The sequence below is a fragment of the Labrenzia sp. ATLA3 genome, assembly GCF_057180185.1.
Genome location: NZ_JBXUKV010000006.1, coordinates 432,886 through 457,522 on the forward strand (window position 1 = coordinate 432,886; position 24,637 = coordinate 457,522).

Here is a 24,637-nt window from a genome sequence, read left to right on the forward strand (position 1 = left end):
AGCCTCAGATATTCAGTTCGATCTTCCGGCCGGCCAGAATAACGGCGACCATGGCGTCATGGGCGGCTTTTGCGTCCCCCGCCTTGATGGCCGTGACAATGGCCCGGTGGCGCTCGACGAACTCGTAGGTTTCCTGGTCGTTGCGCTCGTTGGCTTCGGCGATGAACAGGGAATAGAGCGCAGCCTGAACGAGATCTCCGAGGGATTGCAGAAAGCGGTTGCCGGAGACCTTCAGGATCATCTTGTGAAACTCCAGATCGGCTACGGCCACGGCCGCCCTGTCCTTGCCGGTGGCAAGGTTGTCGCAGAGCTTAGACAAGGTCACGCATTCCGCATCCGTCGCGCGCTTGGCGGCGCTACCGGCGGCGGCCGGTTCGAAAATCAGGCGGATCTCGAACAGGTCTTCCAGGAACGGACGCTGGTTGTTGAGGGCAGCATGCCAGCGCAGGACGTCCGGATCGAACATGTTCCATTCGGATGCCGGCCGGACGTGCGTTCCGACCTTGGCTTTCGACTGGATCAGACCCTTGGCGATCAGCGTCTTTTTCGCTTCCCGCACCACCGTGCGCGATACGTCGAACATTTCCGAAATGTCCGGATCCAGGGGGATCATCGTTTCCGGTGGATACTCACCTGCTACGATGGCTCTGCCCAGTTGCTCGACAACCTGATCGGTGTGGTTTCCGATCTGGCTTCCCAACCCGCCGGTGGCGACGAAGGTCATGATTGCGCGGCGAACTCTGTCGCTGGTTTTCTGCGCAGTGTCGTTGCCCAAGTGAGTCCCTTCTGAAGCAAGATGAAGCCGAAGAGCAAACCGCCGATAACGATCTTTGTCCACCAGCTCGAAAGCGTTCCGTCGAACACGATAAAGGTTTGTATCAAGCCCATTATCAAAATGCCAAAAAATGTGCCTGCAACAAATCCAGTGCCTCCGGTGAGCAAGGTTCCGCCGATCACCACCGCGGCGATGGCGTCAAGTTCCACGCCGACCGTGGCCAGCGAATAACCTGCGGACGTATAGAGCGAGAAGATGATTCCCGCGAGGCCGGCAAGGCCGCCGGACGTGGCATAGATGCCGATGGTGGTCCGGGCGAGGGGCACGCCCATCAGCCGTGCCGTCGACAGCCCGCCGCCAAGGGCATAGACATTCTGGCCGAAGCGGGTGCGGTGGGCGACGATAATGCCGGCGAGGAACGTCAGCAGCATGATGATGCCGGTGAGCCGGAACCGTCCGCCACCAGGCGCTTTCCAGTAAAGCGACTGCAGCGTGTCGTAGAATTCATGGGTGATTGGCACGCTGTCTGTCGACAATACATAGGCCGCACCGCGCGCAAGGAACATGCCCGCCAGCGTGACGATGAAAGGCGGCATCTCCAGATAGTGGATCATGGCCCCCATCGCCGCACCAAAGGAAATGGTGATCGCCAGGACCAGGACAAAGGCGAACAGCGGATGGATCGAGGTGTCCCTCAGGATCACGGCCAGAAAGACGCCGGTAAAGGCGATTACCGAGCCAATCGATAGATCGATACCGCCGGAGAGAATGACAAAGGTCATGCCAACGGCGGCAATTCCCAGAAAGGCATTGTCCGTCAGAAGGTTGGCCACGACCCGTGTCGACAGCATGGCCGGGTATTGCGAGGCGCACAGCGTATAGGCCAGGACGAAGGTGGCGATGGTTATGAGAAGCGGAAGATGGGTGGAGCGGATCATTGCGGGCTTTCTTTCGCTTCCTTGATGGGCTCGGACGGCTGGGGCTCCGCAGAAGCCCGCAAGATGTAAAGCGCGTGTTTTACGGTTGGAGACTGGATGACCAGAATCGCGATGATGATCAGCGCCTTGATGATCAGGTTGAACTCAGGCGGCATGCCGGAGAGCAGGATGACCGAATTGACCGACTGGATGATCAACGCTCCCAGCAGGGACGCGACGATGGAAAAGCGTCCGCCAAGCAGGGAATTGCCGCCGATCACCACGGCCAGGATGGCATCGAGCTCCAGCCAGAGACCGGCATTGTTGGCATCGGCCCCCTTGATGTCGGCTGCGACGATGACACCCGCCAGCGCGGCGCAGACGCCGGAAATCAGATAAACCGAGATGATCAGCACGCGGCTGTTGATGCCAGCGAGACGGGAAGAACTCTCGTTGATGCCGATTGCTTCTATCAACATGCCGAGCGCCGTCTTGCGAACCGCCGCCGTCACAGCCAGCCCGAGCGCGATCCAGATCAGGATTGGCGTTGGAATGCCGAGTATGGTTCCGGCTCCCAGGTGGATAAGGCCCGGATCTAGGAAGGTCAGGATGGTTCCTTCCGTCACCAACTGGGCAATGCCGCGTCCGGCCACCATCAGCACCAGTGTCGCGACGATCGGCTGAATGCGCAGGACGGCAACCAGCACGCCGTTCCACATGCCGCAGAGCGCCCCGACGGCAAGTGCTCCGGTAAGCGCGACCTGCCAGCCGTGCCCATCGACGGCGAGGGAGGCGGCAACCGCACCGGCAATTGCCATGACGGCGCCCACCGACAGATCAATGCCTCTTGTTGCGATGACCAGGGTCATGCCGATGCACAGGAGGGCTGTCGGTGCGCCCCGATTGAGGACGTCGATCAGGTTGCCGAAAAGACGGCCGTTCTGAAATTCGATCCGGAAGAAATCCGGAAAGACCATGAAGTTCAGCAGCAGCACGGCAGCCAGAATGATCAGCTGCGGCGTGATCCGCCGGAAAGTGTTGTGAACATGAGCGGTCATCACACGGCCTCCGCCATGGGCTCGTCGGCGATGGCCGCGACGATGTTGGAGGTGGTGATCTCGTCACCGGCAAGTTCGCAAACCTGGCGCCGGTCTCGCAGCACGATCACCCGGGTGGAATAGGCAACAAGCTCCTCCAGTTCGGAAGAGGCCACAAGAAGTGCCATGCCGTCCTCGCGGAGTTTTTCGATGAGCGCGATGATTTCCGCATGAGCACCCACATCGATGCCGCGCGTCGGCTCGTCCAGGATCAGGAGCGCCGGATTGGTCGCCAGCCATCTGGCAAGCAGTGCCTTTTGCTGATTGCCGCCGGAGAGCAGGCGGATCGGCATATCCAGGCTGGCAAGGCGAATGTCGAGCGCCTTCACATAGGCTTCCGCCAGTTCATTTACCTTGGCTTTCGGCAAGGGCCGGAACCAGCCCTGGCGAGCCTGGAGGGCCAGAATGATATTCTCCCGTACCGAAAGATCGCCGACGATACCGTCGCTCTTTCGGTCTTCCGGGCAGAGCGCAAAACGCTGCGCAACAGCCTCGCGCGGGTTCCGTATGCTGATCTTCTTGCCTTCCAGACGCGCGTCGCCCTGGTCTGCCTGAACAGCGCCGAAGATGAGTTCGGCGGTTTCCGTGCGCCCGGAGCCCAACAGCCCGGCAAGACCGACAACCTCGCCCTTGCGAATGGTCAGATCAAACGGCGTGATCATGCCGCGTTTGCCGAAGTTGGTAAGCTCTATCAATTTATCGCCGGTGACCGAGGGCGCGCGATCGTGGATGCGGTCTTCCAGCTGCCGGCCCAGCATCAGCGTCACGATGTCGGTCTGGCTCGCGTCCGCAAGGCGCCTTGTGCCGACAACACGGCCGTTTCTCAAGACGGTCGCCCGGTCGGAGATCTCGAACACCTGATCCAGAAAATGCGTGATGAACACAATGGCAAGGCCGCGTGCCTTCAGTTTTTCGATGACCGAGAAAACAAGCTCGACCTCGTCCCGGTCGAGACTGGCGGTCGGTTCGTCCAGTATCAGAACCTTGCCGGAAAGCTCCACGGCGCGCGCAATCGCGACCACCTGCTGCACGGCAACGGAATAGGCCGACAGCGGTTCAGCCGGATTGACGGAGAGGCCGAATTCGGCAAGCAGATCCCGCGCCATTTTCATCATCTTGCGCTGGGAAATGAAGCCGTGCCACATCGGCTGGCGGCCGAGAAAAAGGTTCTCTGCAACAGTCAGGTTCGGCAGAAGGTTCACTTCCTGATAAACGGTGCCGATCCCCAGTTTCTGGCTGTCCTGGGTGCTGTTGGGCGAGATTTCCTGATTGTTCAGGACGATGGTGCCGGCGTCGCGCCGGTAGGCTCCGGTCAGGCACTTGATGAGGGTGGATTTCCCGGCGCCATTTTCGCCGAGCAGTGCATGTACTTCACCCGGATAAAGGGTCAGGTCCACCGCATCCAGCGCTATGGCCCCCGGAAAGAATTTGGATATGCCCCGGCATTCGAGCACAGGGTCGGTTACGCTCGCCATGTATCGGCTTCCCCCGAAAGTCAGTCTACCTGGAACCTTGAGATGCCGGGCAGCGAGCCGCCCGGCACCGGGATCGTTCTTAGTATCCCAGGTCTTTCTTCATCTCGTAGATGGCCATGTTATCATCTTTGAGCGTGTAGAGTTTTGACTCGGTCTGGATCCACTTCGGCGGCGTGGTGCCGTCGGCGAGGTAGGCCTCAAGCGCGTCGAGTGCCGGGCCGGCCATGTTCGGGGTCAGCTCGATGGTGGCATTGGCTTCGCCGTTCGCCATCGCCAGATGGATGTCCGGAACACTGTCGATCGAAACGATCTTGATGTCTTCGCCCGGCTTCAGGCCAGCTTCCTTGATTGCCTGGATCGCACCGACGGCCATATCGTCGTTATGGGCGTAGAGGGCGCAGATATTGTCGCCGCCCACGGCTTTCAGGAAGCTTTCCATCACGACCTTGCCCTGGCTGCGGGTGAAGTCGCCGGTCTGGCTGCGAACGATGTTCAGGTTGTCATGGCCGGAAATCGCCTGTTCGAAGCCCTTCTTGCGGTCGATGGCCGGGCTGGAACCGGTCGTTCCCTGCAGTTCGACGATGTCGCATTTCTCGCCGGCGGTTTCGTCAACCAGCCACTGGCCGGCGACGCTGCCTTCGTGAACGAGGTCGGACGTAACCGCGGTCATATAGAGGTCTTCCGGTGCATCGACAGTCCGGTCAAGCAGCACGACCGGGATCTCTGCGTCCTTGGCTTCTTCCAGAACGTCGTCCCAACCGGTTGCAACCACCGGGGCGAGCAGGATCGCATCGACGCCCTGCGCGATGAAGGATCGGATCGCCTTGATCTGGTTTTCCTGTTTCTGCTGGGCGTCGGCAAATTTCAGATCGATACCGCGCTTTTCAGCTTCCTGTTTGGTGACTGTGGTTTCAGCGGCGCGCCAACCGGATTCAGATCCGATCTGCGAAAAACCGATGGTCAGATCGGCAGCCATGGCGGTCATCGGGACAAACGACAGTGCCCCGGCAATTAGCATTGCCTTGAGTTTCATAGGGTCTCCTCCACAAGGTGTGTTATCCTCACGAATGGCATTAAGTATTACTTTATTACTTTTGTAAAGCGAGGAACGTTGTGCGGTGCGAATGGGAGGTCTAAGTATTTGAATTAAATTCATTAAAATGGACATTGAGTGCCTTCGAACCGGGGCGTTTTCGGGCTTGGTTCTGCAATCCATGGTGTGACAGGGCTGGTTGTACAAGCCGTGTCAAAGGCAGGGAAACGGTGTGGAGACCCTGGCCAATCCATGGCAAGACGAGGTCGGATTGAAGCTTGCGTGCTTTCATACTGGGGCGGCGATGTTCTTTCCAATGGCAGCCCTTTCTGAAGAACGGCAAAAGCCCGGGTGCAAGAGCCCGGGCTTCAGGGAATGCGAACACGGGCACGGCTAGCCGTCCAGCTTCACCCAGGCAGCATTTCTCGACGAGGAGCGGACACAGGCGTCGACAAAACGCACGCCCGCAAGCCCATCCGTGATGCCCGGCACCAGCGAGGCCGCATCCTTGCCGGCCTGATGAGCGCGGATCGCCTCGGCGGCGTCCTTGTAGAGGTTGGCAAAGCCTTCCAGATAACCTTCCGGGTGGCCCGGCGGCACGCGCGTGGCGGAGGCGATGCTGTCGAGCATTCCGGCACCACCGCGGGTCAGAAGCTGCTTCGGCTTACCGAACGGCGTGTAGTGAAGATAGTTGGGGTCTTCCTGATGCCACTCGAGCCCGCCCTTGTCGCCATAGATGCGGATCTTGAGGTTGTTTTCGTTGCCGGGCGCCACCTGCGAACACCACAACATGCCGCGCGCGCCGCTGGCGTAGCGCAGCATCACGTGGCCGTTGTCATCCACCTGCCGGCCGGGCACGAAGGACTGCAGGTCGGCTGCAAGGCTTTCCGCAGGCTCGCCGGTGATGAAACAGGCAAGGTTATAGGCATGCGTGCCGATGTCGCCCGTCGAGCCGCCAAGCCCCGTGCGCGCCGGGTCGGTGCGCCATTCAGCCTGCTTGTTGTGCTGTTCTTCCGTCAGCCAGTCCTGGGGGTATTCCACCTGAACGACGCGGATCGTGCCGAGATCGCCATTTGCCACCATCTCGCGGGCCTGGCGGACCATCGGATAGCCGGTGTAATTGTGGGTCAGGAAGAACAGCGCATCGGAGCTTTCCGCTGCCTTCACGAATTTTTTGGCATCCGCCAAGGTCGAGGTCAGCGGCTTGTCACAGATGACATGGATTCCGCGTTTCAGGAATTCCTTGGCCGCCGGATAGTGCATGTGGTTTGGCGTGACGATGGCGACGGCCTCGATACCGTCCTTCAACCTGGCTTCCCGCTTGGCCATGTCCGCGAAGGAACCGTAAATGCGGTCTTCCTTGAGCCCAAGCGCATGGCCCGATTCAAGTGCCTTCTCCGGGGTGGAAGACAGGGCGCCTGCCACAAGCTCGTAAGCGCCGTCGATGCGCGCGGCAATCCGGTGAACGGCGCCGATAAAGGCATCCTTGCCGCCGCCGACCATGCCGAGCCTGATCGGGCGTGTTCGCGCGCTGTCTTTTCCTTCGATGGCCATGTCGCTCCTCCTGAAACTGTTTCTGCTCTATCGTGCCGAGCACTGTAATCGATTACACGCTTTGTTTACATATTGGAATCCTCGTCCTGAGGAAGCGCTGTCTCGAAGGAGGGGCCACGTGTCTGGAGGTGGCAGTCCGTCCTTCGAGACGGACCTGGCGGTCCTCCTCAGGATGAGGTTGTGCCGGTTGCGGACTTTGGTGTTCAACTCTCACGAGAGACTATTGCCGGGGAAGAGGGTTACTCGATCCCCAACATCTTCCGGTTGGCTGCCTCGTCGCTGCCGCCATCGGCAAAATCATCGAAAGCCTTTTCGGTCACGCGAATGATGTGAGCCTTCACGAAGTCCGCGCCTTCGCGGGCACCGTCTTCAGGGTGTTTCAGGCAGCATTCCCACTCGACCACGGCCCAGCCGTCAAAATCATTCGCTGCCATCTTGGAAAAGACGGCGCCGAAGTCAACCTGACCATCGCCCAGGGAGCGGAAACGGCCGGCGCGGTCGAGCCAGGACTGATAACCACCATAAACGCCCTGGCGTCCGGTCGGATTGAACTCGGCATCCTTGACGTGGAACATACCGATCCGGTCCTTGTAGATGTCGATATTGTCTAGATAGTCGAGGCATTGCAGCACATAGTGGGACGGGTCGTAGAGCATCTTGCAGCGCTCATGGGCATCGACACGCTCCAGGAACATTTCGAAGCTGATGCCGTCGTGCAGGTCTTCGCCCGGGTGGATCTCATAGCAGACATCAACCCCCATTTCCTCGGCATAGTCGAGGATCGGACGCCAGCGTCTGGCAAGTTCGTCAAAGGCGGTTTCAACCAGTCCGGCGGGCCGCTGCGGCCACGGATAGACGTAGGGCCAGGCAAGAGCGCCGGAAAAGGTCGCATGGGCCGAAATGCCGAGATTGCGGCTGGCAGCAAGCGCAAGTTTCACCTGATCGACGGCCCATGCCTGCCGGGCGGCCGGATTGCCATGGACATGCGGTGCGGCAAAACCGTCGAAGGCCGTGTCATAGGCCGGATGCACGGCCACGAGCTGGCCCTGAAGGTGGGTGGAAAGCTCGGTGATCTCGACGCCGTTCTCGCGCGCTGTTCCAATGAATTCGTCGCAATAGGTCTTGGAGCTGGCAGCCTTTTCAAGATCGATCAGCCGGCTGTCCCAACTGGGCACCTGAACGCCGAGGTAGCCGCAGTCCGCAGCCCATTTCGTGATAGACGCCCAGGAGTTGAACGGCGCTTCGTCCCCGGCAAACTGGGCGAGAAACAACGCCGGACCCTTTATGGTTTTCATGACATTCTCCAGAAATCGGGGAAGGTGAGGGGAGGTAGGGCGGGATGGGCCGGGGTCCCCATCGCGAAAGACCCCGACCCGCTACTGCCCGATGCCTTAGAACGGCGAATCCGGGAAGTAGTAGTTTTCAGCATTCTCCGGCGTGATCAGCGTCGCGCCCAGAATGTAGCGGCCGGCAACCGGGCCGTTGGACTTGAAGGCCGCAACCGTCTGGTCCATGGCGGTAGCAATCATCGCCGGCGGATAGAGAACGTCGACCGGGATCAGCGTTTCGCCGTCCATGATGGCCTTGATTGTTTCCTTCATGCCGGCACCGCCAACGACGAACATGCCGTCGCCGTCACGGCCGGCCTGTTTCAGGGCAGCCACCACACCAATGGCGATATCGTCGTCCTGGGCCCAGACTGCGTCGATGTCCGGGAAGCGGGACAGGAAGTCCTGCATCACTTCAAAGCCATCGTCGCGGTTCCAGTTGGCGTGCTTGTGGTCGAGCACGTTGATGCCGGAGCCTTCGATCTCGGCCATGAACGCGTCGAAGCGCTCGTTGTCGATGACCGTCGGAATGCCGCGCAGGATGACGATGTTGTCGCCTTCCTTCAGACGGGTCTTCATGTACTGCGCGGAAACTCGGCCCAGTTCCGGGTTGTTGCCCGCCACATAAAGATCTTCGATGCCCGGCTGGCTGAGACCGCGGTCAACGACCGTGATCCATGCACCGGATTTCTTGACGTTCAGCACCGGGTCGGTCAGCGGTTCGGATTCGAACGGCAGAACCACCAGGGCGTCGATCTGGTGAACGGAGACGAGATCTTCCAGGGCGCTTGCCTGCGCTTCCGGATCCGGCGAGTTCACCAGGATAAGATCGACATCCGGATAAAGCGCCTCAAGACGTTTTTCCGCCTGTTCCGCATGCCAGTTCATGCCGGCTGCCCAGGCATGGGTCGGGGTCGGATAGCTGACGCCGATCTTGATCTTTTCCTGCGCAACCGCAGCGCCCGCAAAGGCCAGCGCACCGGTTACCGCTATCACTCCCAAAGCTTTCTTCATGAGCATTGCTTCCTCCTTCAATGCTGCCATCTGGACGCACCTCTCCCGTCCGGTGCGATCCGGTCATTAAATTGGGGGACGGGTCCCGGTTCGGTTGAAATCAGCTCAGGGGCTTACTTGCTCTTGCCGAGCTTCCAGTCACTGCGCTGAAGAAACACTGCGACGATGATGATCAGGCCCTGCATGGTTCCATTCAGGTAGTTCGAGATCACATCCGTGAAGTTTAGAATATTGCCGATGGTGGTGAGGATCAGCGCGCCCAGAATTGTGCCACCGACCCGGCCGTAACCACCTTTCAGAACCGTGCCGCCGATGATCACCGCGGCGATCGCCTCAAGCTCCCACAAGACGCCGGTTGAGGCAGACGCCGAGCCGAGGCGGGGAACGTAGATGATGGTGGCAAAGGAGACGCACAGGCCCTGGATGACATAGGTAAGCGTTTTCACCCGGTCCACATTGATCGCCGAGTAGCGGGCAACGGCTTCATTCGAGCCGATGGCCGTGCAGTAGCGGCCGAATGCGGTGCGGTTCAACAGCAGCCAGCCGCAGATGGCAACGGCGATGAAAACCCAGACGGGGAAGGGCAGACCCAGGAACGTGTCGTAATAGACCGGCCGGTAGGTGCCCCGAATGTCGAAGTTGAGCGACAGGGTGCCGCCATCTGCAAAATAGGTCACCAGGGAGCGGTAGATGCCCATGGTGCCGAGCGTCACGATGAAGGCTTCTATCTTGCCCTTGGTCGTCAGCGTGCCGTTCACCCAGCCGGCACCGATGCCCAGCACAATGGCCAGACCGCAGCCGAGCAGAACCGTTGGCACCCCGCTGCCCATGGTCTCGATCGCATTGTTCATGATGATGATCATGACACCGGAAATCGCGGCAGCCATGGACCCGACGGACAGGTCGATACCACCCGCTGTGATGACGAATGTCGCCCCGACCGCGATGATGCCGATGAAGGCGGAACGCGTCAGCAGATTGGTCAGGTTGCCTTCGCTGATGAAGGCAGGGTTTAGCAGAAAGCCGATGATGCACAGGATCAAAAGCGCAACTGCAGGGCCGATTGTCTTGAAGTCTATGGAAGACCGTTTGGCCGACTTGGCCGCTGTATCGTCTGACGCGGTCATCATGGTCAATGGAGTTCCTCCCGTTTCAGCCCGGCGGCATAGCGCATGATTTCGTTTTCGTTGATGTGATCGCCGGTCAGAACGCCGGTGATATGGCCTTCGCGCATCACCACCACCCGGTGGCAGATGCCTATGATTTCCGGCATCTCCGAAGAGATGACGACGACAGAAACGCCTTCGGCGGCAAGGGCGGCGATGAAGTGGTAGATCTGCTGTTTGGTGCCGACATCGATGCCCCGTGTCGGTTCATCGATGATGACGATCTTCGGATCGCATTCCATGATCTTGGCGAGGAGCAGTTTCTGCTGGTTGCCGCCCGACAATTTGCCGACAGTGATTTCCTTGTCGCGCGCCCGAACGTCGAAGCGGCGGATGGCACGATTGAGCGCGTCTTCTTCCGCCTTGCTGTCGAGCCCGAAATTGCGAACGAATTTCGGCAGGGCGAACAGGGTGAGGTTGGGACGCATCTTCTTGTCGAGAAGCAGTCCCTTTTCCTTCCTGTCCTTGGTGAGATAGGCGAGACCAAGGTCCCGCGCCTCCGCGACGGTCATGGGGTCGGTGTCGCGTCCAAAAAGTCTGATCGTTCCCGCCTCAATCGGGGCAAGGCCGCAGATGGCTTCAAAAACAGCTGTTCTCCCGGAGCCGATCAGGCCGGAAAAACCCAGTATTTCGCCCTTGCGGAGGCTGAAACTGACATTGTTCACGGAAGGGGCGCGCAGGTTCTGGACCTCCAGTACAAGCTCCGCATCGACGTCCGCCTCATCCATGGGCGGGTAAAGGTCTGAAAGTTCCCGGCCGACCATCATCTGGGCCATCATGTCCGGTGTCAGGTCACTGGAGGCGCGCGTGTCGATCCACTGGCCGTCGCGCAGGATGGTCACCCGGTCGGCAATCTCCTTGACCTCATTCAGCTTGTGCGACACGAACACGATGCCGACACCGCTTTCTTTCAGCTTTTCCACCTGACGGAAGAAAACCTGCGTTTCCTCCTCGGTCAGGACGGCGGTCGGCTCGTCCATGATCAGGATGCGGGCGTTCCGGCTGACAGCCTTGACGATCTCGACCATCTGTTTCTGGGCAATTGTGAGGTCGGAAATGCGGTCGGTCGGGGAAATGTGGAGGCCGATTTCGTCCAGATACTTGCGGACGGTTGCCTGCATGGACGCCTTGTCCAGAAAGCCGTTGGATTTGAGTTCGCGGCCGAGGAACACGTTTTCCTCCACCGTCATCTGTTCGGCGAGGTTGAGCTCCTGGTGGATAAGCACGACGCCCAGCTTCTCCGCGCCGCCATTCGGGGGCAGGTCGGTCTGTTTGCCGTCGAGACGGATCTGGCCAGAGGTCGGATCATGGAAGCCGGAGAGGATTTTCATCAGCGTCGACTTGCCGGCGCCGTTTTCGCCGATGAGCGCGTGAACCTCGCCAGGGCGGACGTCCATGCTGACACTGAACAGCACGGGAACCGGCCCGAAGGATTTACTGATGTTCACGGCCTCGATGACCGCTGCCGGAGCAGTGGTGTCCACGCTCATTCTTTTTCCTCCCAAGGCACAAAAGCAATCTCCCTCTTTGGCGCCATAGGTGTCATGTAAACGTTTTCATAGGGCGTGTAAACCTTTACATTGGCTGCTGTAAACCTTTTCATAGTGTGCGTTGCGTTCTATACAGCGTAGATGGCGTTGCGATTCATGGACTTATCCGAAGGCCGCACCGCAGCATGTCTGGAAACGGGAAATGAGCGAACCGGGCGAGCGGCCGGCGACGATTGAAGATGTTGCAAAACTGGCGGGCGTTTCCATCGCGACCGTCAGCAGGGCCTTGCGCTCACCGGAGAAGGTTGCCGAGAGCACGCGCAAGAAAGTTACGGCTGCCATTGCCCGGACCGGCTACACCGCCAACGCCATGGCGCAGAACCTGCGCATGCAACGCTCCCAGATGGTGCTGGTGCTGGCATCCTCTATTGCAGACCCCAATTTCGCTGGCATTCTGACAGGGCTCGAAAAAGCAGCAAACGACCGTGGCTATGGTGTGCTCATTGGCAACACGGAAGGCACAACCGGTCTGGAGCAGAATTACCTGCGGTTTCTGTCAACCGGTATGGCCGACGGACTGGTGCTTCTGACGGGGCACATTCCGGTTGCCGGGCAGCCCCAGACGCCGCTCACCAATCTGCCTCCGATCGTCGCGACCGAGCGTCCGGTTTCGAACCCCGAAATCAGCTATGTCGGCGTGGATGACGTCGCAGCGTCCAAGGTCGCGACCGAATATCTGATCTCGCTCGGACACCGGCGGATCACCTACATCTCTGGTGGGCCGGCCGACATCCGCAGCGATCTTCGCCACGACGGCTACTTGCAGGGCTTGCGGGAATCGCCCGAAGCGCTGCGCGATTGGCGGGTGGAGGGCGACGGCTCCAGCGAGAGCGGGCGCGCAGCCGTTGAGCGGCTGTTCATCAAGGACGACCTGCCGACAGCCTTTTTCTGTTTCAACGACAACACGGCCATCGGCGTGATCTCTGCGCTGCAGCTACGCGGCTATCGTGTGCCGGAAGACTTCTCCGTGCTCGGCTTTGACGACATCCCCTTCGCCAACAATTTCACGCCCGGCCTGACGACAATCCGCCAGCCCCGGCAGCATATAGGCGAAAAGGCCATGACGATCCTTCTGGACCGCCTGGCGAACAGGTCACTGGAAACACAGACCCATCTGCTCCACGGCGATCTGATCGTGCGCGAGAGCTGCGGCGGGATATCCCGCAAGAGGGACGGGTAGGGCATCTCCGTCCACCGAATTGCTCATTCCGGACAGCGTGACGCAAAGCGGCATCGCGTGATCCGGAATCATCTCGGAAGCAGGCAGGTCGCTCAACCGCCTTGCCAGGTTTTTATCGCCTCGACCGGGTAAACCAGCATCAGCACGTTCAGCGTCAGATTGTCCTTGATCACCCAGAGTGCCAGCAACTCAAAGCCTATCCCGACCAGGACCGTGACCCAGACGGGCATGCGCCAGGCAAAGAAGAAGCCTGTGAGCATCCAGAGAATATCGAAGACGGAATTCAGGACACTGTCACCGGTGTAACCGGCCGCTATGGTAGCTTCGCGATACCGGTCGATGATCCAGGGGCTGTTCTCGATGATTTCCCAGGAAGCCTCGATGAAGATCGCGCCGAGTGCGCGCTCTCCGACGGAACTGCGCCTGAAGATCAGCCACAGGAACAGATAGAACAGGAAGCCGTGGATGATATGCGAGGGCGTGTACCAGTCGGCAATATGTTGCGAGGAACCGGCGACATCGCTGGCCGGTGTCCACAAAAGAACATAGCCGCAGTCACAGATCGGCATTCGTCCCATAGCCAGAAGAATGGCCGCTGTTGCGGCGATCATCGCCAAACCGACGATCAGACATTTGCTTCGGCTCATGGGGTCTCCTCGGACTGTCGGGGCAGATTGGCGATTCTCTACTGGAAATCTGCAAGATTTCTCTCTATGACCTTCCGCCAACGAAACATCAATCCGTCCGGCTCTTTGTGGAAGGTTGCGCCCCGGTTTTCCGGCGCGTTCGCGCGGCCCCGCCGGATTTGGGATCAGGAGATTTTCATGACTGGCCTCAACGGCACGGCGCCCTATCAGTCCCGGCGCACCTTTGCGATCATTTCACACCCGGATGCCGGTAAGACGACCCTGACCGAAAAGCTGCTGCTGTCGGGTGGTGCGATCCGGGCGGCGGGCCAGGTGCGTGCTCGCGGCGAACGCCGCCGCGCACGGTCCGACTGGATGAAGATCGAGCAGGAACGCGGCATCTCCGTTTCGTCCTCGGTCATGACCTTTGAGCGCAAGGGCATCATCTACAATCTGCTCGACACGCCGGGCCACGAAGACTTCTCCGAGGATACCTATCGCACGCTGACTGCCGTCGACGCGGCCATCATGGTCATCGATGCCGCCAAGGGTATTGAAACCCAGACCCGCAAGCTCTTCGAAGTCTGCCGTCTGCGCGACATCCCGATCATCACCTTCGTCAACAAGATCGACCGCGAAGGCCGTCATGCGCTGGAAATTCTGGACGAAGTGCAGGAAGCGCTTGCGCTCGACGTCTCCCCCCAGACCTGGCCGGTCGGTATGGGCTCGGACTTCTTCGGCGTTTACGACTGGCAGAAAAAGAAGTTTCACACTTCCGGCGGCGAGCGCGGTGGTGCCTTCACCCAGACCAAGGATGTTTCCGGTCTCGACGACGAGGTCCTCACCGGCACGGTGTTCGACCGGATCATGGAGGAACTGACCGAAAACGTTGAGCTCGGTGCGGAAGGCTACGCCGAATTCGACAAGGAAAGCTTCCTGGAAGGGCATCTGACGCCGGTCTTCTTCGGCTCGGCTCTGCGCGACTACGGCATTGAGGAAGTGCTCGACTTCATCGCCGAGTTCGCTCCGCCGCCCCATTCCCAGCCCGCCACCGGCGGACGCACCATCATGCCGCAGGAAGACAAGGTCACCGGCTTTGTGTTCAAGGTGCAGGCCAATATGGATCCGAAGCACCGCGACCGCATTGCCTTCGTGCGCCTGTGCTCCGGCACCTTCAAGCGCGGTATGAAGCTGAAGCACGTGCGCGCCGACAAGCAGATTGCCGTTTCCGCGCCGATCTTCTTCTTTGCCGAGGAACGGGAAATTGCCGATCTTGCCTATCCGGGCGACGTCATCGGTGTGCCCAACCACGGCCAGTTGCGCGTCGGTGACACTCTCACCGAGGGCGAGAGCATCCACGTCACCGGCCTGCCGGCCTTCGCACCGGAAATCCTGCGCCGCGTACGCTTGTCCGACACCATGCGCGTCAAACAGATGCGCCAGGGCCTGCAGGATCTGGCGGAGGAAGGTCTGGTGCAGATCTTCAAGCCGGATCTCGGCTCCAACTGGATCGTCGGTGTTGTCGGCGCACTGCAGCTCGATGTCGTGGTGGACCGGTTGAAGGCGGAATACAGTACGGAAATCGGCTTTGAAGCCGTGCCCTATACCACCGCCCGCTGGATCGAAACCGACAGTCAGACCTTGCAGAAGATGCTGGAAGGTCACCGCATGTCGATTGCCAACGATCGGGATGACAAGCCGGTGTTCCTGTTCAAGAATGCCTGGGAGATCGGTCATGTCACCGAAAAATTCCCGGACGTGAAATTCCGCGAGACGCGAGAGATCGTCTACGAGGCGTAGTTCGCTAAAGCTGACCTGGTCTTTTGTCTTTTCCTTGCACCTTTCTGGCCTCTCCTGGCCGGAAAGGCTTCAAGAGGACAGGTGGGGGCAGACGAACCGTGTGGATCGGATCCATATTGGGCGTTTGGGACGATGCCGGTGTGTTTGTTCACACAAGAAACGAAATTGGATTACGCAAGGCTTCCTTGCATAATTACGTATATCGAAAAGATCTTTTCACATTTATACATTGTAAATTGTAGGGACGGGCACGTTAGCAATTTCCCGCTTGTCCATTAGACCGCTAGTATCTGATTTTGAATAACATTTCTTCAGTTGATCGAGCGTGAAGGCTTGTCTAGGATATTCAAGGCTCCCGGAATACTGGCAATTTCAACGGTAATGCAGCTAAGAGAGCGAGCAAGCAATTGCGATACAAGCCTCCAGTCGGGCATGGTTCGCCGCCGCTTCAGAAAGCCAAGGGTGAAGCGCAAGCGGTAGAAATCCGCCGTCTGTCCAAGCCTTTCTGGATAACCGTCATCATTAGTGCGGTAAGCCTGATGGCTTTTGTGTCGTTTCTTTCCTGGAGGCTTGATCGCTACTCCATCCGGTCCTCGGAAAACATTTTTACGGCCATGCTTGATGACCGCTCCGATAGCTTGGCGGAGATCACGCTCGAGTATGGTTATTGGAATGATGCGGTCGATAATCTTGTCGATTCATTGGACCTTACCTGGGTTCGTGAAACCTTCGTCGACTACATGCAGGATGAGTTGAATATCGAAGGCATTCATCTGTTCGACGGCAAGAACCAGCCCAGGATTCATGTCATTGAAGGCAAGATTGCCGACGCGGATCTGCATACCCGTTACGGGCCTTCGCTTAGCGTGCTGGTTGCCGATGCCCGCAACACCGCGAAGAACGAGGCGCCGGTTCCCGCGACGGGGCTGGTTGGTACCCTTGAAAAGCTTTACCTCGCCAGCGCGGTTCTGCTGACCTCCTACAAGGAGGACAGCGACACAAGCACCGATCACGTGCTGGTTTTCGCGCGTCCGGTCAATGCCCCGATCCTGACCGAAGTGGCTGAGAAATATCATTTGCCGGGCTTGATGCTGTCGAGCTTGCCACCGGCTTTCTGGCAGGCAGGCTTCGACATCGAAACGGTCGACAGGCGGCATCTCGGCTTTTTCGTGTGGAGCCCCGAACTCGCCGGGTTCCGGATATTGCCTCTGCTCGTCATCGGGGTGCTGGTCGTCTATATCGGCATGTTCTTTTCCGCACGCACGTTCTTCCGCCGGGCAACGGAAACGGTCCATGCTCTCGCTGCGGCCAAGCACCAGGCGGAAAAGGTCAAGGACCTGCTGGCCAGCCAGGTCAGAAGCGACCCTCTGACGGGGCTGGGCAACAGGCGGCTGCTCGATGAGAACCTCGCGCTGCTACAGGACGTCAAGCCATTGGCGGACGGTCACGCGCTGCTCTATGTCGATCTGGACCGGTTCAAGGACATAAACGATACCTACGGACACGAAACCGGGGATCTCGTGCTGCTCTATGTCGCCGAAGCTTTGTCGGGTCTTGTCAACGTGGACGATACGGTCGTCCGACTGGGAGGGGACGAGTTCGTCATTGTGTTCGGCAGAGCGCGGCGGGAGCGTGTGCTGTCGACAGGCCGGGCGATCGTGGAGCAGCTCAGCCGGCCGGTGAACCTCGATGGGGCCACCTATACGTTCGGGGCAAGTGTCGGCATCGCCTTTTCCGAAAATCCGTCCGACCTGCTGCGCAAGGCCGATGTCGCGCTGTATTCGGCGAAACGGCGGGGCAGGGCGCAGGTGGCGGTCTATTCCGCCGACCTTCTGGATTTCCGGAACGTCCCCATGCAATCGGCGGCGCAGCCAAGCTGACAAAAAAAGACCGGCCCTAGGGCCGGTCTCTCAGGTCAGGATGCCTTGGCGGAAGGCAACTCTATGTCGATGCCAAGGGTTGTGACGTCGCCGGTTCTGTCCATCTCGAGACGTACCGAATCCGGATCAATGTTCACACGCTTCGCAACGACGGCCAGAATGTCTTCCCGCAGACTTGAAATCAGCACCGCGTCGGAACCGTCGTCGGCCCGTTCGTGCGCCAGCAGAATTTGCAGCCGGTTCTTCGCAACCGAGGCACTTTCACCTCTTTTGCCAAAGAGGCTCAGGATGTTCATGCGGCCCTCCCTTTGAAGAATTTGCCGAACAGGCCCTTCTTCTCTTCCGGGATCGTGACAGGAATGTTTTCGCCGAGAAGGCGGCGGACAGCCTCGGTATAAGCCTTGGCAGCCGGGGAGTTCTCATCCGACAACGTGATCGGCAGGCCGACGTTGGAGGCTTTCAGAACATCCTTGCTTTCCGGAACGACACCGATGAGCGGAACGGACAGGATGTCGACGACATCGTCGGTCGCCAGCATGTCGCCGGTCTTGGCGCGCTCGGTGTCGTAGCGGGTGATCATCAGGTGCTTCGGCATGCGGCCGCCGTCTTCGGCGATCTTCGTCTTGGCATCGAGAAGGCCGATGATCCGGTCACAGTCGCGCACGGACGACACTTCCGGGTTGGAGACGATGATGGCCTCGTCGGCGTGGCGCATGGCCAGCGTTGCGCCGCGCTCGATGCCTGCCGGGCTGTCGCAGATCACCCAGTCGAAATACATCCGCAGCTCGCTGATGACGCTGGCAACGCCCTCTTCGGTCAATGCATCCTTGTCCCGGGTCTGGGAGGCCGGCAACAGGTAGAGGTTGTTCAGCTTCTTGTCGCGCACCAGCGCCTGTTTGATCGAAGCTTCGCCCCGCACCACGTTGACGAGGTCGAACACGACCCGCCGTTCGGCACCCATGATCAGGTCGAGGTTGCGCAGCCCGACATCGAAGTCGATGGCGCAGACCTGGTAGCCTTCTTTGGCAAGCGCCGAGGCAATAGCTGCGGTGGTGGTGGTTTTGCCCACACCGCCCTTGCCTGACGTGACCACAACGACAGTAGCGTTGCTCATGGTGTTCGTCCTGTGTTTGTTGTCAGCCCGGCCGCCCTGGGGGTGCCGGTTCTGTGGTTAGTTCAGCTCTTCAAAGACGAGGGTTTCGTTTTCAAAACGTATCTGCGCCGGTGCGTTGCGCAGGGCGGTATCGAAATCGTCCGCGACCTTGTAGAGCCCGTTGATGGAAACCAGCTCCGCATCCAGCTTGGAACAGAAGATGCGGGCACTGTCTTTCCCTGCGACGCCAGCCAATGCGCGCCCGCGCAGGGCGCCATAGACGTGTATCGAGCCGCCGGCGATAATCTCGGCACCGGAGCTGACCGAGCCAATCACCGTCACGTCGCCTTCCGGATGCAGAATGCTCTGACCCGAGCGCACCGGTTCCGTAATCACGATGGAGGACCCGCTCGCAATGCTTGCCGGCGAGACTTCCCATGCGGCTGGTTCCAGTGCGCTGTCGTCATCGGCCTGGCTTTCCTTGGCCTTCGCGTCACTGGTTGCCTTCTTGGCTTTGCCGGATGCGCCCTTCGCGGCATGGTCCGCCTCGCTGGCATCCGTCTGTTTTTCTGCAGAACCGTTGTTGGTCTCAGCCGGAGCGTTAGCGGGTGTCGGAACATCCACGTCAGAGGCCAGACGGCCACCGGAAAAGCTCGGCGGCATGCCTGCTTTCAGCCGTGTGCCGGCAACACCGTCAATTCCCATGACGCGGATCGAGCGTTCGCCAAGCTGCGCAAGAAGTTGTTCCAGCTCCTCGATCGGTATCTTGGTGCCACGGACGTCAAGAATGATCGGCCGGTCGATAAAAAACCCCGGCGAGCGTTCGATGATACGGTCGATTTCTCGGAACCAGTCCGCAAAGGGCGGCTCCGGGCTCAGAACGATGGCAATGAAGGATTTTCCCTTGAACTTCATCAAAGAGTCCGGCAGCACAATTGGTCATGTTGATTTGGTCCGATAAACCTATCATTAACCGAACCGGACAATCGGGCAGGCAGCCGTTTTCCACCGATATCAATTTTCATCTGATATTTCAGACAATTGGCTCTTCCACCAAGGCTCTCACCAAGGTGCCAGGGGTGCCTCCTGCCAAAAATGCCAAGGGAGCCGCCAAGAATCGCTGGATCGTACTTCGGCTGACAGCTTTGCCGGCGCATTGGTTAACTCAAATCCCGTAAAAAACTGGCTTTTTGCCATATTGCAGTGCAATATAGATCATTGGGTGTTTGGGGCGCAGAGCGTCTTGGGGAAAAGAATGAGTAACTTCAGTGATATGATGACCTATCTAGGCCTCGATACAAATGAGGCTGCGGTAGTACTAAATGTATCTGAAGATGAAATCCTTCGCTGGTGCAGTACGAGCGAGGCTCCTCCTATCCACATCTGGCAAGGCCTTGTGCGCATGCTCGATGAAATCCGGATATCCGCAGAGGAAGCCGCGAAATCAGCCGATCTCGATCATCTGGATGCAACGGATCTCAATCGCGTCAATCTGATGGTGCCCGGTGGCACGACGTCGGACCTTGCCGGCCCGAAACGCGCGGCTACCGCGCTGGCTGTTGCAACGCTGGCGCGGGTTTTCGTCTGATATCCGGTTGATCCGGAGATTTGCGCCCTCGTTGCTCAGGCAGGCTCGTAAACATCCAGCCCGATTTTCGCAGCCAGGACTCCGGCATCGACCGGTTTGGGTAGCTTCGTGAAACGCTCCGCATATCTGCCTGAAAACGGGTCTTCCCGCGGCAATCGCCCGGAAACGGCAATGACCCGACAATTGGGATGCTCATCAAGCGCCTGCTGAACCAGCGTCCAGCCCGAATGCCCTTTATCAAGCTGAAGATCCGTCACCACGATCGAATAGGGCATGTCGTGGCTGATCCTGGTCTTGGCATCATCGAAGCAATATGCGGTCGTCACTTCATAGCCGAAGGTCTCCATCAGGCCCGAGATCGCAGCCGCTGATCGCCGGTCGTCGTCGACCACAAGGGCCTGGCCATTGCCGGTTCTGGACTGTTTAGCGTCTTCCGTGGCGGCTTGCCGGGGAAATGTCAGCGTCACGCAGGTTCCCTGACCCGGGTGCGACGCGACGTGGATGGTGCCTCCGGACTGATGCACGAACCCGTGGACCATCGACAGCCCGAGACCGGTGCCTTCACCATTTGCGCGGGCGCTGAAGAACGGCTCGGCAGCCTGACGCACCGTATCTGCATCCATCCCGCAGCCATCATCCTTCACCGACAGCGAGATCGTCTCGTCAGTCTGCCGCGTTACGGCAATTTCGATGTTACCTTCGTCTTCAATGGCTTGTCCGGCATTGACGCACAGGTTCAAGATGGCGCTTTCCAACTGGCCGGGGTCAATTCGCGCTTGCATCGGCCCTTCATCGCACCTGATCGACAGCGTAACGGTTTCAGGTAGCGCCATGGACAGTAGGTCTTCCATGCCTTCCGCGATAGCGGCGATATCGGTCTCGATGGGGGCCAGATGTTGTTTGCGGGCAAAGGCCAGAAGCCGCTCGATCAGGGAAACGCCAAGCTCGACCGCATCGTTGATCCTTGCCCGCAACACTGAGGCCTTGGGTGTGAGTTCGTCTTCCAGCATGTGCAGATTGCCTGAGATCGTGGACAGTATGTTGCCAAAGTCGTGGGCGACTTCACCCGTAACCTTGCCAAGGCTTTCCACCCGCCGGATTTCTTCCAGCCGTTCGTCGATCCTTTTGCGTTCCGTCGTTTCGGAAAACAGCCAAACAGAGCCACCGTCGGGCAGTTCTGACTGACGAACTTCAAGCACGCGGCCCGTCGGATCGGCGTATTCGCCGAAACCGGCCCGGTCGTTTTCATTGGCCCGGCGTTCGAACGGTGACTTTTCCAGAAGTTCCGGCAGAGCCATGCGTTTGCCGCGGCCGGCCTTTTCAAGACGCAACAATTCCCGGACGCGGCCATTTTCGGCCAGAATCTGCCCGGTGGGTGACAGGACCGCGACACCGTCGCTGATGTTCTGGAAGACAGTGACGAAAAGCTCGTTGCGGCGCCAGACTTCCCTGGTTTTCCGCTCAAGACGCAAGGCGTTGGACCGGAATATGCGGAAGGCCTCGGACAACTGCCCGATTTCGTCCGATGAGCTTGCCTTTTTGGGGAGCCGCGCCTTTAGATCTCCCGCTGCAAGCCGCCGCATGACGGCGGTGATCTGATGCAGGTTGCGCACCACGTAGCGCGAGACAAACAGGGCAGAGCCGATGGCGACAATCAGACTGACGCCGGTCAGGACCAGAATGACGGCCTTGGCAAAAGTAATACTGGTTGTTGTCTTGTCGCGTGAATCGCGAAGCCGAAGCTTTGTGTTCGTCACCTTCTGCAGCGCGTAGGCGTTCACCTGCGCGAGCTCGGTGCGAATGCGGAAGAGCGCGTTTTCGGCATCCAGCTTGGCCGCAAGGCTGGAAAAGCGCAGCGAAAACAGGTCGCCTCGCCCCATCACGGCATCATCGACCTCAACCAGGGCTGCGCGTATGGCGGCAGTGGCATTGGAAGCAATGTCCTGCCGGATACGTCGGAAGCTGCTTTGCTGCTCACCTACCTTGATCAGCTCCTGACTGCGCAACGCACCGATAGCCGCCATGACCAGTTGTTGCAGGGCTGACCAGTTCTGACGGTCATCCGGCGACTGATCCCGCGTTTGTGCGAGCCTGCGAAAGCGTTTTTGAAGGCGTTCCAGATCCTGGTCTATCAACGCGATTTTTGCGGCGTTCCTGCCTTGCGGAACCATTGCGCGGGCAAGATCGGTGATCGCCACACGTATGCGGGCAAGAGGCCTGATGAGCTCAGGATCGCCGACACCCAGCGACTCGATGTGATCAAGCGTTGCGAGAATTCGTTCAGCCTCGCTTTCCAGTTGGAAGTTGGGGCTGAGCGTCATCAGAAAGGGGGCGGAGGCGGCTAGTTTCGACGCGTTGCCGGAAAGCTCAAGGGCATCAGAAACGTCGCTCAAGGTCTGGTCGTGAAAGGTGCCAAGTTGCTCTTCAGCGCTGTTGAGGGTCATGAGGGCAATAGTCCCGACAACCATGACCACGACAAGAAGCAGGCCGATGGACGAAAGCAGCAGCGAGCGGATGCTGGGCTGGCGCAGCCGGGACGTGCTCATGGTCCGTCCGCCTGCAGGACAAAGATGTATCCCTGCGCCCGGCGGGTTTGCAGATGAACCGGCTTGGACGGGACATTCTCGATTTTGCGGCGCAGCCGCAGGATCAGGACATCGATGGTCCGGTCCACATAGCGCTGCATGTCACTGCCGATCTCACGCATCAGATCCGTGCGGGGAATGATCCGGTCCGGGTTTTTCACGAAATGTTCCAGGAGGACATATTCCGCGTTGGTCAGCGGAATCTCGTCGCCGTTCCCGTCAAGCAGTTCCCGGCGTTTCAGGTTCACCCTCTTGTCGCCGAAGATGATTTCTTGATCGTTGCCGGCTTTCGCAGCCGAAACGCCATGCCCGTAGCGACGCAAAACCGCGCGGATGCGGGCGACGAGTTCGCGCGGATTGAACGGTTTCATCAGATAGTCGTCAGCGCCTGTCTCAAGGCCGATGATCTTGTCGATCTCGTCACCGACGCCTGTCAGCATGACGATTGGAAGCTCGCTGGTTTCGCGGATGTGAATGGCAAGGGTCAGACCAGATTCACCCTTGAGGCGCAGGTCGATCAGCGCGAGGTCAAAGTCCTGCGGACTGCCGGCCGCCTTGAAGCCGCCGCTGTCCTGAAACGCAACCGGTTCGAACCCGCTCGCCTCCATCAGAGCAGACAGGGTTTCGCGCACATCCGCGTCGTCATCAATGATGGCAATCACCGGTCTTGTCGCGCTTGCATCCATGCTGTTGCTCTCTTGAACCTTCATGAGCTGTCTAACACAAGCACGGGGAAGAGCGGTCAGAATCTCGTTACAAATGTTTCACCCGTCCACGGGCGGTTGTAACACTGTTAACAAAATAGGGCCGTCGAACCGCTTCTGTTAACACTTCGCCGCTCGTTTTCCTTCGACTTATCCCGCTAGGCTGATGAAGATCTTTCAAGAGCCTTGCGGTGCGATGCGCTGTGAGGTGCGAGTGATCTGTAATGGGAGGAAAATATGAGAAATATGCTGGCCCGGCTCGGTTCCGCGGCTTTTGTGACCGGTTTTGCCCTTTCGTCCGCTTATGCCGCCGAATGCGCGAACCAGGGTGCACTTGATAGCATCTATTGTGATGCCAATGGCGATCTTGTCGCCGACGCACCGTCCGATCCGGCCAAACTGAGCGACCCGGACACGCTCGTCTTCGCCTATACGCCGGTTGAGGATCCGGCCGTTTACGCCGACATCTGGGCGCCTTTCATCGAGCACCTGGAAACCGTTACCGGCAAAGACGTGCAGTTCTTCGCCGTCCAGTCGAATTCGGCTGAAGTGGAAGCGATGCGCTCCGGACGTCTGCATATCGCGGGGTTCTCGACTGGTCCTACACCGTTCGCGGTCAACCTTGCCGGTGCTGTACCATTTGCGATCATGGGCAGTGAAGACGGTCAGTTCGGCTACCGCCTACAAGTCTACACGCAGGCTGACAGCGACATAAAGACGCCTGCCGATATGAAGGGCAAGCGCATCGCGCACACGTCTCCGACGTCCAACTCGGGCAACCAGGCACCGCGCGCCCTGTTCCCCGCACTCGGTGTCGTGCCGGATCAGGATTATGAAGTCATCTATTCCGGATCCCATGACCAGTCGATGCTGGGTGTGGTTGCTGGCGACTATGACGCCGCACCGGTTGCCTCCGAAGTTGTCGATCGCATGGCGGAACGTGGCCTTTACGATCCCACGGAAGTGCGCATTGTCTGGGAAAGCGATCCGTTCCCGACAACCTCCTTCAACTACGCTCACGACCTGGATCCGACCCTCGTTGAAAAGATCAAGGAAGCGTTCTTCAGCTTCGACTTCAAGGGCAACAAACTGGGTGAGGAATTCGAGGGAGTAAGCAAGTTCGTCCCGATCACCTACAAAGATCAGTGGGCTGTCATCCGGCAGATCCAGGCCAGCAACGGTGTTGAATACACGCCGCAAGGTCTTGCCAAGTAAGGGAACTGGCTTTGACGGCCCGCTGTGAGTTTAGCTCCGGCGGGCCGGTTCAATTGG

21 protein-coding genes are annotated in these 24,637 nt (G+C 59.1%); 5 read left to right on the forward strand and 16 right to left on the reverse strand.

The features are described from left to right. Positions 1 to 4: 4 nt before the first annotated feature. The 10 genes from AC2A6O_RS18670 to AC2A6O_RS18715 form a co-directional block, all read right to left on the reverse strand. Positions 5 to 775 carry a FadR/GntR family transcriptional regulator gene (locus AC2A6O_RS18670; protein ID WP_209001122.1) on the reverse strand — a complete coding sequence of 257 codons (771 nt, stop codon included), beginning with the start codon at positions 773 to 775 and terminating at the stop codon, positions 5 to 7. Further along, on the reverse strand, positions 721 to 1,710 hold the full coding sequence (gene yjfF, locus AC2A6O_RS18675) for a galactofuranose ABC transporter, permease protein YjfF (protein ID WP_148585590.1): 990 nt from the start codon (positions 1,708 to 1,710) through the stop codon (positions 721 to 723). The genes AC2A6O_RS18670 and yjfF overlap by 55 nt, the downstream gene beginning before the upstream one ends. Further along, positions 1,710 to 2,750, reverse strand: a complete 1,041-nt coding sequence (locus AC2A6O_RS18680) for an ABC transporter permease (protein WP_148584675.1) — start codon at positions 2,748 to 2,750, stop codon at positions 1,710 to 1,712. The genes yjfF and AC2A6O_RS18680 overlap by 1 nt, the downstream gene beginning before the upstream one ends. Beyond that, positions 2,750 to 4,264 carry a sugar ABC transporter ATP-binding protein gene (locus tag AC2A6O_RS18685; RefSeq protein ID WP_498929325.1) on the reverse strand — a complete coding sequence of 505 codons (1,515 nt, stop codon included), beginning with the start codon at positions 4,262 to 4,264 and terminating at the stop codon, positions 2,750 to 2,752. Before AC2A6O_RS18685 ends, AC2A6O_RS18680 begins: the two co-directional genes overlap by 1 nt. A gap of 79 nt (positions 4,265 to 4,343) precedes the next feature. After that, positions 4,344 to 5,297 carry a galactofuranose ABC transporter, galactofuranose-binding protein YtfQ gene (ytfQ, locus tag AC2A6O_RS18690; protein ID WP_148584673.1) on the reverse strand — a complete coding sequence of 318 codons (954 nt, stop codon included), beginning with the start codon at positions 5,295 to 5,297 and terminating at the stop codon, positions 4,344 to 4,346. A 393-nt stretch (positions 5,298 to 5,690) separates the two neighbouring features. Beyond that, complete coding sequence (locus AC2A6O_RS18695) at positions 5,691 to 6,851, reverse strand: Gfo/Idh/MocA family protein (protein WP_498929327.1); 1,161 nt, start codon at positions 6,849 to 6,851, stop codon at positions 5,691 to 5,693. Between the two features lie 239 nt (positions 6,852 to 7,090). Then, positions 7,091 to 8,146: a sugar phosphate isomerase/epimerase family protein gene (locus tag AC2A6O_RS18700; protein WP_498929329.1), complete on the reverse strand. Its 1,056-nt coding sequence runs from the start codon at positions 8,144 to 8,146 to the stop codon at positions 7,091 to 7,093. 96 nt (positions 8,147 to 8,242) lie between these two features. Continuing rightward, positions 8,243 to 9,223, reverse strand: coding sequence for a substrate-binding domain-containing protein (locus tag AC2A6O_RS18705; protein WP_006939381.1), 981 nt, complete (start codon positions 9,221 to 9,223; stop codon positions 8,243 to 8,245). Between the two features lie 83 nt (positions 9,224 to 9,306). Next, a complete protein-coding gene (locus AC2A6O_RS18710; protein ID WP_205514025.1) occupies positions 9,307 to 10,323 on the reverse strand; it encodes an ABC transporter permease in 1,017 nt (338 codons plus the stop codon). A 2-nt stretch (positions 10,324 to 10,325) separates the two neighbouring features. Next, complete coding sequence (locus tag AC2A6O_RS18715; RefSeq protein WP_498929332.1) at positions 10,326 to 11,849, reverse strand: sugar ABC transporter ATP-binding protein; 1,524 nt, start codon at positions 11,847 to 11,849, stop codon at positions 10,326 to 10,328. 202 nt (positions 11,850 to 12,051) lie between these two features. On the opposite strand from AC2A6O_RS18715, the gene AC2A6O_RS18720 reads away from it, so the two are divergent. Continuing rightward, the gene (locus tag AC2A6O_RS18720) at positions 12,052 to 13,089 is read left to right on the forward strand and encodes a LacI family DNA-binding transcriptional regulator (RefSeq protein WP_148584669.1); all 1,038 of its coding nucleotides are present in this window, start codon (positions 12,052 to 12,054) and stop codon (positions 13,087 to 13,089) included. 92 nt (positions 13,090 to 13,181) lie between these two features. Here the strand turns inward: AC2A6O_RS18720 and AC2A6O_RS18725 are convergent, their stop codons facing one another. Beyond that, complete coding sequence (locus AC2A6O_RS18725; RefSeq protein ID WP_498929333.1) at positions 13,182 to 13,736, reverse strand: DUF2585 domain-containing protein; 555 nt, start codon at positions 13,734 to 13,736, stop codon at positions 13,182 to 13,184. A 177-nt stretch (positions 13,737 to 13,913) separates the two neighbouring features. On the opposite strand from AC2A6O_RS18725, the gene AC2A6O_RS18730 reads away from it, so the two are divergent. Continuing rightward, a complete protein-coding gene (locus AC2A6O_RS18730) occupies positions 13,914 to 15,515 on the forward strand; it encodes a peptide chain release factor 3 (protein WP_148584667.1) in 1,602 nt (533 codons plus the stop codon). A gap of 539 nt (positions 15,516 to 16,054) precedes the next feature. Next, positions 16,055 to 17,395 (forward strand): diguanylate cyclase domain-containing protein, encoded by a 1,341-nt coding sequence (locus AC2A6O_RS18735; protein WP_148584666.1) that lies wholly within the window; start codon positions 16,055 to 16,057, stop codon positions 17,393 to 17,395. A gap of 35 nt (positions 17,396 to 17,430) precedes the next feature. Here AC2A6O_RS18735 and minE read toward each other — a convergent pair whose 3' ends face one another. Genes minE through minC form a run of 3 tightly spaced genes read right to left on the reverse strand, consistent with a single transcriptional unit; the run spans position 17,431 to position 19,403 of the window. After that, a complete protein-coding gene (gene minE / locus AC2A6O_RS18740; protein ID WP_148584665.1) occupies positions 17,431 to 17,691 on the reverse strand; it encodes a cell division topological specificity factor MinE in 261 nt (86 codons plus the stop codon). Continuing rightward, positions 17,688 to 18,509: a septum site-determining protein MinD gene (minD, locus tag AC2A6O_RS18745; protein WP_006939389.1), complete on the reverse strand. Its 822-nt coding sequence runs from the start codon at positions 18,507 to 18,509 to the stop codon at positions 17,688 to 17,690. The genes minE and minD overlap by 4 nt, the downstream gene beginning before the upstream one ends. Before the next feature lie 57 nt (positions 18,510 to 18,566). Further along, complete coding sequence (gene minC / locus AC2A6O_RS18750; protein WP_498929337.1) at positions 18,567 to 19,403, reverse strand: septum site-determining protein MinC; 837 nt, start codon at positions 19,401 to 19,403, stop codon at positions 18,567 to 18,569. Positions 19,404 to 19,743: 340 nt separating this feature from the next. On the opposite strand from minC, the gene AC2A6O_RS18755 reads away from it, so the two are divergent. After that, complete coding sequence (locus AC2A6O_RS18755; RefSeq protein WP_148584663.1) at positions 19,744 to 20,076, forward strand: hypothetical protein; 333 nt, start codon at positions 19,744 to 19,746, stop codon at positions 20,074 to 20,076. A 35-nt stretch (positions 20,077 to 20,111) separates the two neighbouring features. Here the strand turns inward: AC2A6O_RS18755 and AC2A6O_RS18760 are convergent, their stop codons facing one another. After that, the gene (locus AC2A6O_RS18760) at positions 20,112 to 22,622 is read right to left on the reverse strand and encodes an ATP-binding protein (RefSeq protein ID WP_498929339.1); all 2,511 of its coding nucleotides are present in this window, start codon (positions 22,620 to 22,622) and stop codon (positions 20,112 to 20,114) included. Beyond that, complete coding sequence (locus tag AC2A6O_RS18765; protein WP_498929341.1) at positions 22,619 to 23,371, reverse strand: response regulator; 753 nt, start codon at positions 23,369 to 23,371, stop codon at positions 22,619 to 22,621. Before AC2A6O_RS18765 ends, AC2A6O_RS18760 begins: the two co-directional genes overlap by 4 nt. Positions 23,372 to 23,611: 240 nt before the next feature. On the opposite strand from AC2A6O_RS18765, the gene phnD reads away from it, so the two are divergent. Beyond that, positions 23,612 to 24,580 carry a phosphate/phosphite/phosphonate ABC transporter substrate-binding protein gene (gene phnD, locus AC2A6O_RS18770; RefSeq protein WP_498929470.1) on the forward strand — a complete coding sequence of 323 codons (969 nt, stop codon included), beginning with the start codon at positions 23,612 to 23,614 and terminating at the stop codon, positions 24,578 to 24,580. Positions 24,581 to 24,637: the final 57 nt, after the last annotated feature.

What these genes read in the sequence shown, in the direction of transcription:
- AC2A6O_RS18685 (WP_498929325.1), bottom strand. Translation starts at nt 4,264, where the DNA reads ATGGCGAGCGTAACCGACCCTGTGCTCGAATGCCGGGGCATATCCAAA.
- AC2A6O_RS18735 (WP_148584666.1), top strand. Translation starts at nt 16,055, where the DNA reads ATGGCTTTTGTGTCGTTTCTTTCCTGGAGGCTTGATCGCTACTCCATC.
- AC2A6O_RS18710 (WP_205514025.1), bottom strand. Translation starts at nt 10,323, where the DNA reads ATGATGACCGCGTCAGACGATACAGCGGCCAAGTCGGCCAAACGGTCT.
- AC2A6O_RS18715 (WP_498929332.1), bottom strand. Translation starts at nt 11,849, where the DNA reads ATGAGCGTGGACACCACTGCTCCGGCAGCGGTCATCGAGGCCGTGAAC.
- AC2A6O_RS18695 (WP_498929327.1), bottom strand. Translation starts at nt 6,851, where the DNA reads ATGGCCATCGAAGGAAAAGACAGCGCGCGAACACGCCCGATCAGGCTC.
- minC (WP_498929337.1), bottom strand. Translation starts at nt 19,403, where the DNA reads ATGAAGTTCAAGGGAAAATCCTTCATTGCCATCGTTCTGAGCCCGGAG.
- minD (WP_006939389.1), bottom strand. Translation starts at nt 18,509, where the DNA reads ATGAGCAACGCTACTGTCGTTGTGGTCACGTCAGGCAAGGGCGGTGTG.
- AC2A6O_RS18705 (WP_006939381.1), bottom strand. Translation starts at nt 9,223, where the DNA reads ATGGCAGCATTGAAGGAGGAAGCAATGCTCATGAAGAAAGCTTTGGGA.
- AC2A6O_RS18680 (WP_148584675.1), bottom strand. Translation starts at nt 2,750, where the DNA reads ATGACCGCTCATGTTCACAACACTTTCCGGCGGATCACGCCGCAGCTG.
- phnD (WP_498929470.1), top strand. Translation starts at nt 23,612, where the DNA reads ATGCTGGCCCGGCTCGGTTCCGCGGCTTTTGTGACCGGTTTTGCCCTT.
- AC2A6O_RS18725 (WP_498929333.1), bottom strand. Translation starts at nt 13,736, where the DNA reads ATGAGCCGAAGCAAATGTCTGATCGTCGGTTTGGCGATGATCGCCGCA.
- AC2A6O_RS18720 (WP_148584669.1), top strand. Translation starts at nt 12,052, where the DNA reads ATGAGCGAACCGGGCGAGCGGCCGGCGACGATTGAAGATGTTGCAAAA.
- AC2A6O_RS18765 (WP_498929341.1), bottom strand. Translation starts at nt 23,371, where the DNA reads ATGAAGGTTCAAGAGAGCAACAGCATGGATGCAAGCGCGACAAGACCG.
- AC2A6O_RS18760 (WP_498929339.1), bottom strand. Translation starts at nt 22,622, where the DNA reads ATGAGCACGTCCCGGCTGCGCCAGCCCAGCATCCGCTCGCTGCTGCTT.
- AC2A6O_RS18730 (WP_148584667.1), top strand. Translation starts at nt 13,914, where the DNA reads ATGACTGGCCTCAACGGCACGGCGCCCTATCAGTCCCGGCGCACCTTT.
- AC2A6O_RS18755 (WP_148584663.1), top strand. Translation starts at nt 19,744, where the DNA reads ATGAGTAACTTCAGTGATATGATGACCTATCTAGGCCTCGATACAAAT.
- AC2A6O_RS18700 (WP_498929329.1), bottom strand. Translation starts at nt 8,146, where the DNA reads ATGAAAACCATAAAGGGTCCGGCGTTGTTTCTCGCCCAGTTTGCCGGG.
- ytfQ (WP_148584673.1), bottom strand. Translation starts at nt 5,297, where the DNA reads ATGAAACTCAAGGCAATGCTAATTGCCGGGGCACTGTCGTTTGTCCCG.
- minE (WP_148584665.1), bottom strand. Translation starts at nt 17,691, where the DNA reads ATGAACATCCTGAGCCTCTTTGGCAAAAGAGGTGAAAGTGCCTCGGTT.